At 38.0% G+C, this 16,306-nt stretch carries 12 protein-coding genes; 3 read left to right on the top strand and 9 right to left on the bottom strand.

Translation table 11 applies throughout. The features are described from left to right. Window positions 1-41 precede the first annotated feature (41 nt). The 3 genes from D9O48_RS10600 to D9O48_RS10590 form a co-directional block, all read right to left on the bottom strand. On the bottom strand, window positions 42-1,931 hold the full coding sequence (locus tag D9O48_RS10600; RefSeq protein ID WP_126972952.1) for a TlpA family protein disulfide reductase: 1,890 nt from the start codon (window positions 1,929-1,931) through the stop codon (window positions 42-44). Window positions 1,932-2,120: 189 nt separating this feature from the next. Continuing rightward, window positions 2,121-5,516: an amidohydrolase family protein gene (locus D9O48_RS10595; protein WP_126972951.1), complete on the bottom strand. Its 3,396-nt coding sequence runs from the start codon at window positions 5,514-5,516 to the stop codon at window positions 2,121-2,123. 73 nt (window positions 5,517-5,589) lie between these two features. Beyond that, the gene (locus D9O48_RS10590; RefSeq protein ID WP_126972950.1) at window positions 5,590-6,801 is read right to left on the bottom strand and encodes an aspartate aminotransferase family protein; all 1,212 of its coding nucleotides are present in this window, start codon (window positions 6,799-6,801) and stop codon (window positions 5,590-5,592) included. Between the two features lie 59 nt (window positions 6,802-6,860). On the opposite strand from D9O48_RS10590, the gene D9O48_RS10585 reads away from it, so the two are divergent. Continuing rightward, entirely contained in the window at window positions 6,861-7,403 is a 543-nt protein-coding gene (locus tag D9O48_RS10585) for a gamma carbonic anhydrase family protein (RefSeq protein ID WP_126972949.1), read from the top strand. Between the two features lie 202 nt (window positions 7,404-7,605). On the opposite strand, the gene rsgA is transcribed toward D9O48_RS10585, so the two are convergent. The 5 genes from rsgA to D9O48_RS10560 are packed head-to-tail and all read right to left on the bottom strand — an operon-like array spanning window position 7,606 to window position 12,306. Beyond that, the gene (gene rsgA / locus D9O48_RS10580; protein WP_126972948.1) at window positions 7,606-8,526 is read right to left on the bottom strand and encodes a ribosome small subunit-dependent GTPase A; all 921 of its coding nucleotides are present in this window, start codon (window positions 8,524-8,526) and stop codon (window positions 7,606-7,608) included. Window positions 8,527-8,562: 36 nt separating this feature from the next. Next, window positions 8,563-9,552: a vWA domain-containing protein gene (locus tag D9O48_RS10575; protein ID WP_126972947.1), complete on the bottom strand. Its 990-nt coding sequence runs from the start codon at window positions 9,550-9,552 to the stop codon at window positions 8,563-8,565. Between the two features lie 2 nt (window positions 9,553-9,554). Beyond that, a complete protein-coding gene (locus tag D9O48_RS10570) occupies window positions 9,555-10,418 on the bottom strand; it encodes a protein BatD (RefSeq protein ID WP_158624867.1) in 864 nt (287 codons plus the stop codon). Between the two features lie 11 nt (window positions 10,419-10,429). Beyond that, window positions 10,430-11,305: a DUF58 domain-containing protein gene (locus D9O48_RS10565; RefSeq protein ID WP_126972945.1), complete on the bottom strand. Its 876-nt coding sequence runs from the start codon at window positions 11,303-11,305 to the stop codon at window positions 10,430-10,432. Then, window positions 11,305-12,306, bottom strand: a complete 1,002-nt coding sequence (locus D9O48_RS10560; protein ID WP_199750559.1) for an AAA family ATPase — start codon at window positions 12,304-12,306, stop codon at window positions 11,305-11,307. The genes D9O48_RS10565 and D9O48_RS10560 overlap by 1 nt, the downstream gene beginning before the upstream one ends. A gap of 173 nt (window positions 12,307-12,479) precedes the next feature. Between D9O48_RS10560 and D9O48_RS10555 the strand changes: the two genes are divergently transcribed. Then, window positions 12,480-12,890: a lipocalin-like domain-containing protein gene (locus D9O48_RS10555; protein ID WP_126972943.1), complete on the top strand. Its 411-nt coding sequence runs from the start codon at window positions 12,480-12,482 to the stop codon at window positions 12,888-12,890. A gap of 101 nt (window positions 12,891-12,991) precedes the next feature. On the opposite strand, the gene D9O48_RS10550 is transcribed toward D9O48_RS10555, so the two are convergent. Beyond that, window positions 12,992-14,689, bottom strand: a complete 1,698-nt coding sequence (locus D9O48_RS10550; protein ID WP_126972942.1) for an NAD+ synthase — start codon at window positions 14,687-14,689, stop codon at window positions 12,992-12,994. 90 nt (window positions 14,690-14,779) lie between these two features. Between D9O48_RS10550 and gldB the strand changes: the two genes are divergently transcribed. Next, the gene (gene gldB / locus D9O48_RS10545) at window positions 14,780-15,811 is read left to right on the top strand and encodes a gliding motility lipoprotein GldB (RefSeq protein WP_126972941.1); all 1,032 of its coding nucleotides are present in this window, start codon (window positions 14,780-14,782) and stop codon (window positions 15,809-15,811) included. The last annotated feature ends 495 nt before the right edge of the window (window positions 15,812-16,306 follow it).

Raw genomic sequence — 16,306 nt, 5'->3', positions numbered from 1 at the left:
CGGAACTCTTTTTTGATAAGATATAAAGTAATACAATCAGGTTATTTCTTATCCATTAAACTGAAGATAGTTTCAAAATCCGATAAATTCTTTTCGTATCCTCTCATATACCCTATAGACTTATAACGGAAGTTTCCATTCTGATCAACAAATACCTTACAAGGAATTGCTGAAATCTGAAATTGATTTACATATCCGCTCGGATGATCCAGAATCACAAAGAATGGTAGCTGCTGCGCTTCTAACAGCTTTTCAGCGTTCTTTATCAACGCTTCTTTTTCACCACGCTCGAGTGTTAAAACAAATAAGAATTGAACAGTGGTATCAGCTTTGGCAAAATGCTCCTGCAATTGCTTCATTTCCGGGAATGACGCAATACAAGGCCCGCACCAGGTAGCCCAAAAGTCAATCATTAATTTTTTACCTTTATACTGATCGAAGTTCACCGGATTACCTTTCAGGTCGGTTAATTCAAACTTCGGTGCAGGAATACTGGTAAAATGTTTTAAAATTTTCTCTTTCGATTTTTCGGTAATATCAGCATTGGTTGTTTTTTCCAACTCTTCCCAGGTGGTGCCGGTTACCAGGCCTTCTGCGAATTTTGCTTTCAGTGCAGAATCAACCTGATCATTTACAAACGAATTTTTTCTCATTTGTTTCCATAAGTCTGTAGCTTTTGCATATTCACCCTTGTCAATCAATAGATTGAAATAACGTTCCCCGTAACCCCAGAAACTATAGTCATCTGCAGCTAACTGACCGAATATTGCATTCGCCTCATCAGTTTTACCTGTTTTATCAAGATACTTTGCTTTATTAAGTAATTGTGCGGAAGACGCATTCTTAATTTGCTTTTGATACATATTATACGAATCAGTATTCGCACGTTTCACACTTTCTTTACCCACCGGTGTATTAATAATAGAATTTATCAGCGCGTCATCGGCAGTAGTCATTTTATAATCCTTACCGGTTATTTTATTGATGATCTGGTTATTAACCTGATTTTTCAAAGCAGCGTTCTCAAAATACTGTTCGTATGATTTTGCTTTTTCAAATTTTCCTTCGTTTACATATGCAAGGCCGGTATAGAAAAGCATATATTGGAAATCATCTTCTTTCTTTAACTCTGGTCTGATAGTATCCATTATTGATTTCAGCATGGCATCTTTTTCATCTGCAGTTTTTAAGTCATACAATGTCCATACAACATTTGCGGCAGGATTTTGCGGATCAAAATCACCAATCAGTTTATTCAGATTTTCATGAACCGTTGTATCACCCAACAATTTAAAATTCTCTCTTACGCTGCTTGCTTCAGTTTGAGTGAGATCATTTTTGTCAGCTAATTCCTGTAACAACTTAAGCTGATAAGCAGTATCTACTTTATCTGCTACTCTTGTATATGTAGTGTAATACTTCAACAAATCTTTAGTACTCCATGCTGTACCATGTTGTTGATATGTTTGCTTAAAGTCAGAAAATAATCCGGGAATGAATGAATGCTCATTCCAGTAATAAGAGTTTGCTCTCATTGTTGCCAACAGATACAACTTTGAGTTAGACAGTTCTTTTCCATCTTTATATAATGTAAAACCGTATCCTTTTCCTTCGTTATTATCTATCTCATCTTTAGCTTCAAAATGAACATATACGGCCACCGCATCAGCAGGTATAGTAAACTCCCCATCAAATGCTTTATCTTTTCTGGTTAAGAACACATCAATTACTTCATCGTTTTTTGTATTCTCCTTAATAGCATAAACATAAGCATAAATGCTATCAGCAGCACTTAATGTTGTTTTTGATTCAGGTAAATGAATCTTTACCAATTGTCCGGGCTCTGGTTTTGAAGGAGTAATTTCATACTTATCATTACAGCCCACGAAGACGATGGTCAGTAATAATAAAAGTCCGTAATATTTTCTCATGATTAACAGTTATTATGTGTCTCTAAATTTACGCAATGATCGTTACATTTCCGAACTCAATTATCAACCGTTGATCACTTATTCTATTTCCGGGATACATTCCTTTTCATATTCAATTATCCTAATTCATATCCCACTCTATAACATACTCTTATAAATAAAGAGGCAATGTAAACATTGCCTCTTTATTTATTTTAAACTGGTATTTCTTATGGGTGTCTGTTCGTACCATTCCTGATTTAAAAACTTCACATTATCCGGATAGGTTTGATGTAAGGTATTACCATCGTACAACCTTCCGTCTTTCATAACTTGTCTGATTGAATTTGTATTCCGTATATCATCTAACGGATTTTTATCCAGAATAATTAAATCAGCAAGTTTTCCGACCTGGAGTGAACCGAGGTCATTCGCAAGGCCCAATGCATTTGCTCCCAGAATGGTTGCTGTTTTTAACGCATCGTGATTAGTCATTCCCCCGCTTTGTATACTCCACAATTCCCAGTGGTAACCGAGCCCCTGTAACTGACCGTGGCTCCCTATTCCTACCCATCCTCCTTCTTTTACGATATCATTCATAGTAGCCGCATGTTTAGTAAACACATGTTCTTCTTTCATCGCCCAGAACTTCCTTCTTCTTGATTTATTAGCCAACTCTTCGTAGGGAGTAAGGCTTCTCAGTTTTTTATCACCGAATACATTTTCGGTGCTATAGTAATATTCTTCCGCCCAAGGGCCTCCGTAGCTTACCAGTAAAGTTGGTGTTACTGCCATTTTCATTTGTGCAATCACATAGTTGACATCTCTGTAAATCGGATAAATCGGAAAAGAATGTTCATGGCCGGGATATCCGTCTATCAGGTTTGTAAGATTCAATTTAATATTTAAACCTCCTTCTGTAGTTGGCAACAAAGCCTGCGCTCTACATGCATCCAATATCCATTGACGAACTTTCCGGGTTCCGGTCAGATACATTTTAATATACTTTGTATTATAATATTTAGAGTATTGTTTTAATACTTCGGATGCTTCTGTTGAATCCTGAATATCATACATCCAGAATCCCACACCCGGTCCGGTTGAATAGATCCTGGGGCCGAGTATATTACCCGCCTCCACCATATCACCATAGGTTAATACATCAGTAGTAGCTGTTTGCGGATCACGTGTAGTAGTTACACCGTAAGCAAGGTTAGCCGCATACATCCAAACCTGATTTTTAAAAACTTCACGATTCGGCCACATATGTGCATGCGTATCAACAAATCCAGGAACGATTGTTCGTCCGGTTACGTCAACCACTTTTGCATTTTTGGGTACTGTAAGCGTACCGGTTTTGCCAATTGCTTTAATACGGTTATTTTCAATAAGAATATCTCCCGATTCAATAATCTCATTACCGTTCATTGTAATAAGCCTTGCGCCTTTCAACAGTACTATCCCTTTAGGCTGATCTCGTTTATAATAAACTTTTATCTGATATTCATCCGATTCAAAATTTGTTTTTGCCAGCAGCCTGGCTGAGTCTTTTTTCGTGGTGTCTTTTTTAACTGTTTCTTTCTGCGTAGTATCTTTAAGGGCAGCCTTTTCTTTTTCTATCTTCCTGGCAAGTTTTACACTGTCATCGAATTTCTTTGCACTATCCAGATGGTAAACAAAATAACCGTTTCCGATGGTCCAGTGAATTTCTTTTCCGTCTCTTGACCAGGAAGGAAATTCGCCTCCTATTTTCGTAAGTTTTTTAGAAGGAAATGATGAATTTCCATTTGCCTGAAAACTGATATCAACAGCAGATTTTAGTAAAGGAATTTCGAGGTAATAAACATCACTTAATATTTTAGCAATAGCCAGGTCTCCTTTGGGCGAAATAATCACTTCGCTGGCAGAAGAAGCAGTATTAGCTTCCATCGCTTCAGCAGCTTTTTCTGTTAGTATACAGTATAACCCGGCATGACTATGATCGTCTGCGTGCATCATTCCTGCCACCGCTTTTCCGGTAACTTTCAGGTGTGTTTTTATATCGGTTCCGTCATAGCGCATAGAAACCAATGAACCATATTGATTAAAATAAATTCTTTCTTTCACACCTTCTACAAAATGTGGTTTTATATAAGAAGCATTATTAATAATTGTTGTAGCATCACCTCCTTCAAGTGGCCACCAGGCTATTTCTCCCCGGGAGCCGTTTACATAGCTTTCAACAGACTCCTGAAAATCTACAGCCGGAACTTTAATTGCAACGATTCTATTATTATTAAAGTCGAAGGAAGGATGTAAATAGTAAGCAGATTCTTTCGTAATTTTCTGAACATTTATTTTTCCGTTTACACTGGCTTTATACAAATGTCCTTCTTTCCCATTCCAGGTGGTAAAGATGAGATGCTGGCCATCATTCGTCCAGGTTGGCTGTGCTTCCGAAAACTCATTAGTGGTTAAACGTCTGGGAGTTCCGTTAGGATAATCCATCACATACAAACGATTCATAGCTGTAAATGCCAGTTGTTTACCATTCGGAGAAGAAACGGCATCTCTGATTTGAGTAACGAGGGCGTGTGAGGTATCTTTTACCGGGTATTTAAACTCTAACGGAGCTCCTACTTCTAAAGCAACATTTACTTTAAAAGGAATTTCGGTAGAAACACCGGAAGCTATATTGATTTTATAAATCTTTCCTCCATAAGACGCCAGTAAGAACTGATTATCTGGTGTAAACGCCATACCAGGCATAGTGCCAAAGTTAGCGATCGACTCCTGATCATCGCGTTGAACAGGATAAGCCAACCATTTCTCCACGCCTGTTTTCAACTCTCTCAAAACCAGTCCTGTTTCTGTTTCATATCTTGATGCATATACCATCCATTTTCCGTCTGGCGAGAGAACCGGTGAAAATGCTGATCCGTATCTCGACGCTATAACTTTCCATTCGTCTTTATCAAAATTATAGGCCATAATGGAATACTGTGGAAAAGCCGCATTATAATCCCAGGGGCGGGATCTGGTAGATGTATACAACCATTTTCCATCAGCGCTGAAAAAAGGATCTATATGTTTAAGTGTTTGTTTGGGTATAGCCATTCCCGCACCTCCGCCAATATTTACAATATGTAACTGCGGTAACATCTTTCCTTTAGAGGTAACAATATATTTTCCATCTTTGCTCCATACTGCACTGAAATGATTGAATGAAGGATCCTTCGTTACCTGTATTGTATCTTTATGCTCGAAATCAATGTACCATACATTATCCGATCCTGAACGGTCAGATATAAATAAGATCTTTTTTCCGTCAGGAGAGAAGCGCGGTTTCAGGTCATACGCCAACCCCTTTGTAACAGGAGTAGCTTCACCGCCGGTAATCGGCATCGTGTAAATATCACCTAACAGGTCAAACGCAATGGTTTTTCCGTCCGGACTTACGTCCAGTGATATCCAGGTACCTTCCTGTGTAGTAAAATTAATTACTCTGGATGCTTTTAGCGGGAGACCCGAAAATCGGGTATAGGTAAATGTGGAATCTTGTTTAAGTTGAGCAAAGCCCGACAAACCCAAAATCAGGATGAAAGTGGAAAACAAAAAATGCCGCATAAATAATTAGTTTTGAGTAAAGTCAAATTACTAATTATTTGTACAGCATTTCACAAAAAAGTTGATTAACGGCTTAATCTTTCTTTTTATTGAAAGTATCTGATTGTAAATCATCGAGTATACTCAACAGCTCTTTACAGAAACTTTTGATTTCCTTTTTTGTAATGACTAATGGAGGGGCAATTCTTAAACATTGCGGTGCAAATAAAAACCAATCAGTCAGGTATCCATTCTCAATCAGTTTTGCAATTGCTTTATGGCAAATGGCTTCATCATGAAATTCAACAGCCAATAATAACCCAACACTTCGTATTACCTTGATTTTCGGATGAATCAACATTTCATGAAACATCAATTCTTTTTCTTTCACCTTATCCAGAAGGTTTTCTTTCACCAACACTTTCGTAGCAGCCATACCTGCGGCACAACTTACCGGATGTCCCCCGAAAGTAGTAATATGCCCCAATACAGGATTTTCGGTTAATGATGACATTATCTTTTTATCAGAAACGAATGCTCCTAACGGCATTCCACCACCGAGTGCTTTTCCGAGCAATACGATATCCGGAGTTACCTTAAATTTTTTAAACCCGAAGATTTCACCGGTTCTTCCAAAACCGGTTTGAATTTCATCCATGATCAGGAGTGTGCCTGTTTCTTTACATCTTTTTGCCAGGGCTTTGATCCATTTTTTATCAGGAGCATACACCCCCCTTTCTGCCTGTACCGTTTCCATAATCACACAGGCTGTTTTTTTAGAAATAGACTGAATAGCAGCCTGGCTGTTATATTCCAGGTGTAATACATCGGGTAGTAAAGGGCGATAAGCATTTCTCCAATATTCATCTCCCATTACACTCAGTGCACCATGTGTAGAACCATGATAACTTTTATTAAAAGCAATAATCTGCGTACGCCCGGTGTATCTTTTTGCCAGTTTTAAAGCTCCTTCCGTAGCTTCTGCACCTGAATTGGTAAAAAAAACGCTATTTAAACTATTCGGTAATAAGTCTGATAAAAGTTTTGCATACTGCACCTGTGGAGTTTCAACAATCTCACCATATACCAGCAGGTGCATATACTGGTCAACTTGTTTTTTTATGGCATTCACTACTTTAGGATGTGTATGCCCTACATTACAAACACTGATACCGGCAATCAGATCCAGATATTCTTTACCGTTTGTATCAAATAGCTTTGTTCCTTTAGCTTTTATAATCTCCAGAGCCAGTGGGGCGGGGGATGTTTGAGCCACATGCTTCAAAAATAAACTACGTTGATTCATTCCACAAAAGTAGAGTGCCTTTCTGAAAATCAACGATATTTGTTGTTAAATTCATAGATATGCAGCAACCGATTATCTTACCGATAAAAGATAAAAAGCCTTTATTTGGAGAAAACTGTTTTATAGCCCCTAATGCAACTATTATTGGAGATGTGAAAATGGGTAATGAATGCTCCATTTGGTTTAATGCAGTTATCAGAGGTGATGTAAACAGCATTGAAATGGGCAATAAAGTAAATATCCAGGATGGCGCCTGCGTACACTGTACTTACGAGCGTACCAAAACTTATCTGGGAAACAATGTATCAGTAGGGCATAACGCTATCGTGCACGGATGCACCGTACACGACAATGTTTTAATCGGTATGGGTGCAATTGTGATGGACAATGCCGTTATCGAAAGCAATTGCATTATTGCTGCCGGGGCAGTTATTCTAGAAGGAACACATGTTCCGGAGGGAACTATCTGGGCCGGCGTTCCGGCTAAAATGGTTAAAAAAGTTGATGCAAAACATGTAGAAGGCGAAATTAACCGCATTGCCAACAACTATATTATGTATTCCGGCTGGGTACAGGAACAAATAATAGAAAAAAATATGTAATTGATAGCCAAAATAATATAAAAATCGGGAGGTGGTTGAATAATAAATCAAACCTAATGCTCGTTATTATATTGATTCGATTCTGATCGAAAAAAGAACTGGCAAACAAATTGCAATTGTAATACAGAATTTTTATAAAGTCTTTACTCAATACAATCCGTACACTTTTGAGCTAAACATCCCGATTTTTCGGGATGTTTTTTTATTTCCACTTTTTATCTTCAATCGTTTCTAAAATTGAATAATAACTTCCGAAGCGCTCTTCAGTGATTTTACCATCCAGCACTGCCCGCTGTATGCCACAGTTAGGCTCGTTAATGTGTAAACAATTATTAAACTGGCAATCGGGCAGAAAAGGCCTCATTTCAGGAAAATAATGTGACAGTTCATTCTTAGAAATATCTACCAGTGCGAATTCACGCATACCGGGTGTATCAATTACTTTAGTATGATCGTCGATATCAAACATTTCCGCAAAAGTGGTGGAGTGCATCCCTTTACCGCTCCATCCGCTTACTTCCATCGTTTTTAAGCCCAGCCCGGCGTCAAGAAGATTTAAAAAGCTGGATTTTCCAACGCCGGAATGTCCGCTTACCAGCGTAGTTTTACCCTTTAACGCTTCTTTCAATTCCTCCACACCCTCCTGCGTTTGTACGGAAACCTTAAAAACCCGGTATCCGATGGCAGTATACAGCTCAGACAAAAATTCAAGCAGGGCCAGTTCTTTTTCTTTGTATATATCAATTTTATTAAACACTACTATCGCCGGCACATGATAAGCTTCAGCTGTTACCAGAAACCGGTCTATAAATCCTGAAGAGGTTTTTGGGTTTTTCAGTGTTGCAAACAACAATGACTGGTCAATGTTGGCAGCAATAATATGGTGAAGATGTTTATTAGCCGGCGATTTGCGGTTGATATAATTTCTGCGGGGATAGATCTCAACAATCATCGTGTCACCGTCATCAGTTTTAACTTCAACGTGATCACCTACCGCAATAGGATTGGTGGAAGTTATTCCATCAATTTTAAATACTCCTTTAATACGGGCATTGTAAAACTGCTGGTCTTCACCTTTTACTACATACCAACTACCGGTAGACTTATACACGACTCCTTTCATTCAAAAAATATTATTGTTCAAAGTTACAATATAAATCTAAGGTAATTTTTTAAGGAAGGTTGTTCTAAGTAACAGTTCGAGAAATAACAATACCACGGCTGCCACAGCCCACGGAAAAAACATTTCGCGTACTCTGGTAAAGGTTTTCACTTCGTAAGGTGATTTTTCTAATTGATTGATCTCATTATATATAGAAGAAAGACTGGCATTGTCAGTTGCTCTGAAATACAGACCACCTGTTTCATTAGAAATGCGGCTTAATAACTCTTCATTAATTGGTTCACTCACTTTACTACCGCTGGCTGACGGTTCTCTTTGTATGGTTTGCGCTTTGCTTCCAACCCCAACAGTATATATTTTAATACCAAAACTTTTGGCCATTTCCACTGCGGTTAACGGATCAATCAAACCACCCTGATCAGCTCCGTCAGTAAGCAAAACTATAATTTTCGACTTACCTGTTGCCTGACGTAAGCGATCAATACTTACGCCTAAACCATCACCAATGGCGGTACCGTCATCCAATACTCCTTTTTCAATAATGGCTATCTGGGTCACCACCAGATTATGATCTGTTGTAAGCGGCACTAAGGCAAATCCTTCACGCGAGAATTTTACTAACCCAATACGGTCTGTAGGTCTTTTCTCAACAAATTCCATGGCCACTTTTTTAGACGCTTCCAGTCGATTCGGCACAAGGTCTTTTTCAAACATACTACCACTTACATCCATACAAAGAATGATGTCAATACCGGCACCGGTTTTAAACTCTTCCGCATTTCTCAATTGTGGTCTTGCCAGAGCAATAATCACGCACAACAAAGCCAGTATTCTGAATATAAATGGCAGATGCCACAAATAGTATTTCCAGTTTTTATTTACCTGAATCACCCTGCTTGAAGTGATACCGGTTTTTTGATTAGCAGACACATATACATACCAATAAATTACTACCGGTATAATCAGCAATAAAACAAAAAAATAAGGATGTAAAAAACTAATATGCGAGAACCAGTTATATAACAAGATTAAATTTTATTTGCGTTGAGTTGTATAATAATGTTTGATATATTATTAATATCATTCTGCCACTGTTCGTCGTTCTGCTTTTTCAATGCAAACACACTCACACTGGCAGCATTTAATGTTCCTTTCAAAGCATTAATATGCTCCAGTGAAATTTTCAGATTCTGTACAAAACGATATAAATGTGCGTAGGTTTGTCCGGTAGCGGAAAATCCTTGTGTTGCCACCAGATAACCTCTCAATATGTTCACCAACACCTGATATTCTGCGGCTTGCGGCTGGTGATGATTTCTTAACTGTTGTAATTGTTTGATAGCTTCTTCATAAGAAGATAAGTTCGTAATTTTCGGAGCAACCGGTTTTTTCTTTATCTGATTCAACAAGAAAATAATCAGTGCAATGACAATAATCGCTCCGCTGAACCACCACCAGAATTTTGAGGGTGGCGGCGGAACAGCCTCTATATTATGTATATCTTTATATTCCCCGCTTACATCCTGGGGGCTGAATTGCACCTTCAGCTGAATCGGATCTGAGTAAGACTTTTGCCTGTTGATAATAAACTCATATTCCGGAATAGTAAAAGTTCCGGTATCAAAGCTGATTAATGTATATTCCTGCTCGATACGTTTATTATTAGTCGTTATAACTGAATCAACAGGTTTTACCGATACAATTTCAAAATGAGGAATACTGTCGATTTTAGGAAGTGCTATTGCAGCATTTGAAGGACCGACCGCCTGTACTGTAAAATGAATAAAATCACCTACAAATACTGCGGTTTTATCAACACCGGTATTAATCATGTATTGTGCTGTACAAAGCTTTGTATAACACAATATCATCATCAAAAAAATATATTTCATCCAGTGCTTCATCATTTTTTATGTCTTTTTCGGAAAAACTGATGCAGTTTTTTTACATAGTCTTCATTGGTATTAATATGAAGATAGTCAGCACCGGCCTGTAACATTTGTTGTTTCACTTTTTGCTCTCTGTCAAAATAAGTTTGAAACCATTGACGACGTTGCTCCTGATCACCTGAGTTAATCAGTACATATGCCTTCGATTCAGCATCGTATAATTCTATCCAGCCGATATCAGGCAAATGGCATTCAAAACTATCATAAAGGTTAATACCGATCAGATCATGTTTTTGAGCAGATGCTTTTAAAGTGTCAAGATAGTTGTCAGCAAAAAAATCAGTCAGCAAAAAACATATACTTTCATGTTTTGTATAAGCATTTAGTTTTCTTAATGCTTCCTGCAAATTTGTTCCGGTAGATTTGGGTTGGTAAGTCAGCAACGTTCTTACAATATGTAAAACATGGTTACGACCTTTTTTGGGAGGAATATACTTCTCTACCACATCAGAGAAAAGTAAAAGACCTACTTTATCATTATTACTGATTGCTGCAAACGCCAGCACTGCTGCCATTTCCGCAATCATTTCATTTTTTTGCATTCCCTGAGTACCAAAGAAAAAGCTGGCACTTACATCCACTACCAGCATGACCGTTAGTTCACGTTCTTCTTCAAATACTTTGCTGTAAGGATGGCCTAATCTGGCAGAAACATTCCAGTCAATGAAACGGATATCATCGCCCGCTTCATATTCACGCACTTCTTTAAAGTGCATACCTCTGCCTTTAAAAGCAGAATGATATTCGCCTTTGAATAAATGGCGGGTTAATCTTTTGCTTTTAATCTCCAGTTCATTGACTTTCTTTAATATTTCTTCAGTAGTAGCCATTATGGAACAGGTATCGTACGAATAATTTTTTCTATAATCAATTCGATTGACTGGTTTTCAGCTTCCGCTTCGTAAGTTAATCCGATACGGTGTCTTAGTACATCTAATGCGATCGATTGAACATCTTCGGGAGTTACAAAAGCGCGGCCTTCGAGATAAGCTACGGCTTTTGCGGCCAGTGCCAAACTGATACTCGCTCTGGGGCTACCACCATAACTTATATAGGGCGCTATTTCAGTCAGGTTAAATTTAGCCGGTGTTCTGGTAGCAAAAATGATATCAAGAATATAGTCTTCTATTTTTTCATCGATATAAATCTTTTTTACCAGATCGCGTGCTTTAAGAATATCTTCGAGTTGAACAACCTGATGCGTTTGAGGAAATGCAGCAGCACTTACATTCTGCCGGATAATCATTTTTTCTTCTGAACGCAATGGATAATCAACCACTACTTTCATCAGAAAACGGTCTTGCTGTGCCTCAGGCAAAGGATATGTTCCCTCCTGCTCTAATGGGTTTTGTGTTGCCAACACTAAAAAAGGTTGTTCCAGCGTGTAAGTGTTTTCTCCAATAGTTACCTGCCGCTCCTGCATTGCTTCCAACAGCGCACTTTGCACTTTCGCCGGAGCACGGTTAATTTCGTCGGCTAATACGAAGTTCGCAAATACCGGCCCTTTCCTTACTACAAACTCATTTTTCGGCTGATTGTAAATCATAGTACCTACAAGATCTGCCGGTAAGAGGTCAGGAGTAAACTGAATTCTGCTGAACTTACCTCCCAGCGTATTTGCCAAAGACTTAATTGCTAAAGTTTTAGCTAAGCCGGGAACCCCCTCCAGCAAAATATGACCATTGCTGAGTAACCCGATCAATAAACGGTCAATCATATATTCCTGACCGATGATCACTCTTGAGGTTTCACTTTTTAATTTTTGTAAGAAGGACGAATGGCCCTTTATCTGCTCGCTTAATTGCTGTATTTCGGTTGATGACATCGTCATTTCTTAATATATTTCGATGTATTTTGGAATCAAAGTAAATGCCAAGTTATGAACGATTTACAAATTACTAAAAGAATTTTATATACACAGAATTCTTTATTGTCAAACCCTTGATTTACCTTACATACTATTCATACCGATTTACCGTTTTAGATTAATAAAATTTTATTTCTATGAGAAAATTTCTGAACCTCTGCTACCTTTCGTTAACAATTTTCATTTTTGCTTTCAGCTGTTCCAAAGACGATAAAGACGAAGTGGTTGCTCAGCTGGAAGGAAAATATAATCTTTCAAAAATTGAATTTTCTACAGGTCCGGTATGGACAGATATGACCGTTCTAATTAACGAATGTGAGAGAAACATAATTATTGAGTTTAAAGATGGCCGGATATCAACCACAGACCCTTCTAACGAATGTGAATCACAATACATATATAGCGGTACTTATACTGTAGATGGAGACCAAATCACCAGTAACACATTATTTCAGGGTGAAATTGTAAGCAATTCTGATGCAGAGCTGGTACTCAAAGTTTCATTTGAAGATAAAGCTGCGAGAGCAACTTTAAAAAGAGTAAGATAAAAGTGGAATCTGCAGATAACCTATTTAACAATTTGCTTTCTAAACAACTTTATAAAAAATCCCCGGTATTATCCGGGTATTTTTTATATGAACATAAAATTTTAGTACTGAAATTTTGCCACTACAGGAATTCTTCTCCCCACGCCATAAGCCTTATCTGATACCCTTAAAATCGGGCAAAACTGTTTTCGTTTGTATTCATTTACATTTACCATCCGAACGATCCGCTCCACCAGGCTTCTTTCAATTCCTAATGAAGTAATTTCTTTCACACTTTTCTTCCGTTCAATATATTGATATAAAACTTTATCGAGTATATCATATTCCGGTAAACTGTCACTGTCTTTCTGATCAGGCCTTAACTCGGCACTTGGTGCTTTAGTAATGATGTTAACGGGAATAATCTCTTCCTCCTTATTGATATATTCCGCCAAAGCATATACCTGCGTTTTATAAACATCTCCTAATACACTGATACCTCCCGCCATATCTCCGTATAAAGTTCCATAGCCGGTTGACAGTTCACTTTTATTTGAAGTGTTCAGTAAAATATAATTAAATTTATTAGCAACTGCCATTAAAAGGTTACCTCTGCTACGGCTTTGAATATTCTCTTCTGCTAATGAAAAAGGTAATCCTTTAAATAAAGGTTCGAGCGTTGTTAAGAAGCTATCGTAAATGTTTTTAATCGCCAGAATATGATACGGATTTTTCAGTTTTTCACTCAGTAAAACCGCATCTTCCACTGAGTGGGTTGAACTATATTCAGAAGGCATGAGAATAGCTGTTATATTTTCAGCGCCGATAGCTCTTGCAGCCAGCGCCAGTGTTACCGCACTGTCAATTCCGCCACTTGACCCCAGAATGGCTTTTTTAAAACCCATTTTATGAAAATAGTCCCTCACACCCATGATCAGCGCATCGTGAATTTCCTGAATATTATCTCCGTGAACGAGATATTCATTTACCTTAGCCGGATCATCATATGCCGATACTCTTTCATCAGCTGTATCAAATTCTTCAGGAGCTTCATTCCATCCCTGATCATTGAGATCTACAATAGCAAAATCTTCTTCGAAGAACTGTAGTTGCGATACGATTTTACCTTTCGCATTCATAGCCATACTACCGCCGTCAAATAATATTTCTGTTTGTGCACCAACCGCATTACAGTAAATAACCGGAACCTTGTATTGACGAACATTTTGCGTAAGTACCTCTATCCTGTCTAACTGATGATCATAATCAAAAGGTGATGCAGATAAATTCACCAGCAATGAAGGATGGTACTTTTGTAAATGATCCATCGGATTGGTTTTATACAACGGATTATCCTGCAGGTTCCAGATATCTTCACAAATCGTTACGGCTATTTTTTTTCCTTTATATTCTAATATATTCCATTCACCCGCCGGCTCGAAATATCTATATTCATCAAACACATCATAAGTAGGCAGCAGTGTTTTTTGAAATACCTGTTTCACTTCCCCTTCATAAAGAAACCAGGCAGCATTATATAAATCCTTACCCTGAATCACTTTATTACGTTGAGGTGCGCCCACCAATACCCCGATCGTGTCTGCATGCACTTTAATCTGATCGATAGCCGCATTACTGGCTTCGATAAAAGAATCGTATTCCAGCAAATCGCCGGGAGAGTAGCCGCAAACACTTAATTCAGAAAAAACCACCAACGAAGCACCGGCCTCTTTTGCCGTATGAATCGCATCGATCATTTTTTGAGCATTTCCCTCAAAATCACCAATAATATAATTCTGTTGTGCTATAGCAATTTTCATATTCCACAAATTTACAAGAAAGCTTATTAACTTTATGCGGACCGTATCTCAATAACAACATTTTTCCACATAGAACGTTTTATCATTCAAATGAGAAAGATCCTATTCGCCAGTCTGATTTTTTTGTACGCTTGCGGTGGCAATAAAGCCCCCGATGTAAGCCACATTGAAGCTCCCTTAACCGTTCAACGGTTTGATCAAGATTTCTTTCAGCTCGATACCCTTCAGTTAACACAACAGTTAGAGGTGCTCAGACAAAAATATCCTGATTTTTTAGGAGATTATCTCTTTGGCATTCTGGGCATTAACAATCGTTTATCTGAACAGGAGATGTTTCAGCTGATCAAAAAGTTCATCACTGATTATCACCCCGTTTATCAGGATGCACAGGCGAAGTTTAAGGATATGTCATCGTATCAAAAAGATATCCAACAAGGTTTAAAATACGTTAAATATTATTTTCCCGACTATACTCTTCCTGAGCAACTGTTTACTTTTATCGGACCGATGGATGCCTTTTTTGAAGCAGGAACCAGCATCTACGGTGATATTATTACTCAATCCGGATTAGGCGTAGGGCTTCAGCTACATCTGGGAGCTGATTATCACATGTATCATTCCGAAATGGGACTTCTTCTGTATCCGACTTACCTTTCCAGAAGGTATACACCAGACTATATTCCGGTAAATGCTTTGAAGAATATTGCAGACGATATCTACCCCGGTCAAAACAACAAAAACAACCTGGTAGCACAGATGGTTGAAAAAGGAAAAAAATTGTACCTGCTCGACCTTTTTCTTCCGCATACCTCTGATACGCTGAAGTTAGGATATACCGAGTCTCAATTAAACGGTTGTATTAAAAATGAGGGCCTGATCTGGAACTTCTTTATTAAAAACGATTTACTCTATAACCAGGATGTAAACCGCCTTCGCGGTTACTTAAATGAAGGACCGAATACACCTGAACTGGGTGACGGTTCACCCGGATATATAGGATTATTTGTAGGAAGGCAAATTGTGAGAGCATACATGGCTAAATTTCCCGACACCAAACTGGAAGATTTATTGAAGAAAGATCCTGAAGATTTATTTATGGAAAGCAAGTATAAACCCAAGTAATTAAAAATCAACAACTTGGGAAAAATTTAAAATATCATTTTTTTTCGTATATTAATAGAATAGACGCTCCTGCCATTTCGGGAGCGTTTTTTTTGCTGTATGCCTATACCTAAAATCTGCTATAGTGCCTGACTTATTGGGGACATACACAAATGCCATTGCGGAACTCTTTGAGTTGATCTTCTTGATTGTTAAATCTTAACTGATTATCCGGAGCTCCAAACCCTAAAGCATTACTGCTGATGCCCTGCATACCACTCTGAAAAATAATCCACCATCGCTAATCTTGTAAATTTTGGTCGGAGTTAAACTATTACGCTTGAATTCTTAATGAGATACGAAATAATATTGAAAAATAAAAATTGTCCAAAATATACCATTTATCCTATCAAATAAAAAATAATGACTGACATTCAACCTGTCATTATTAACTGATCAGATTTTTTCACTTGAAAAGTAGTATTCTATTCACACCGGATACAATCCGGCGCGAGT

Source organism: Gynurincola endophyticus, from assembly GCF_003991195.1.
Taxonomy (GTDB): Bacteria; Bacteroidota; Bacteroidia; order Chitinophagales; family Chitinophagaceae; genus Gynurincola; species Gynurincola endophyticus.
This window is presented reverse-complemented; position numbering and strand designations above follow the sequence as displayed.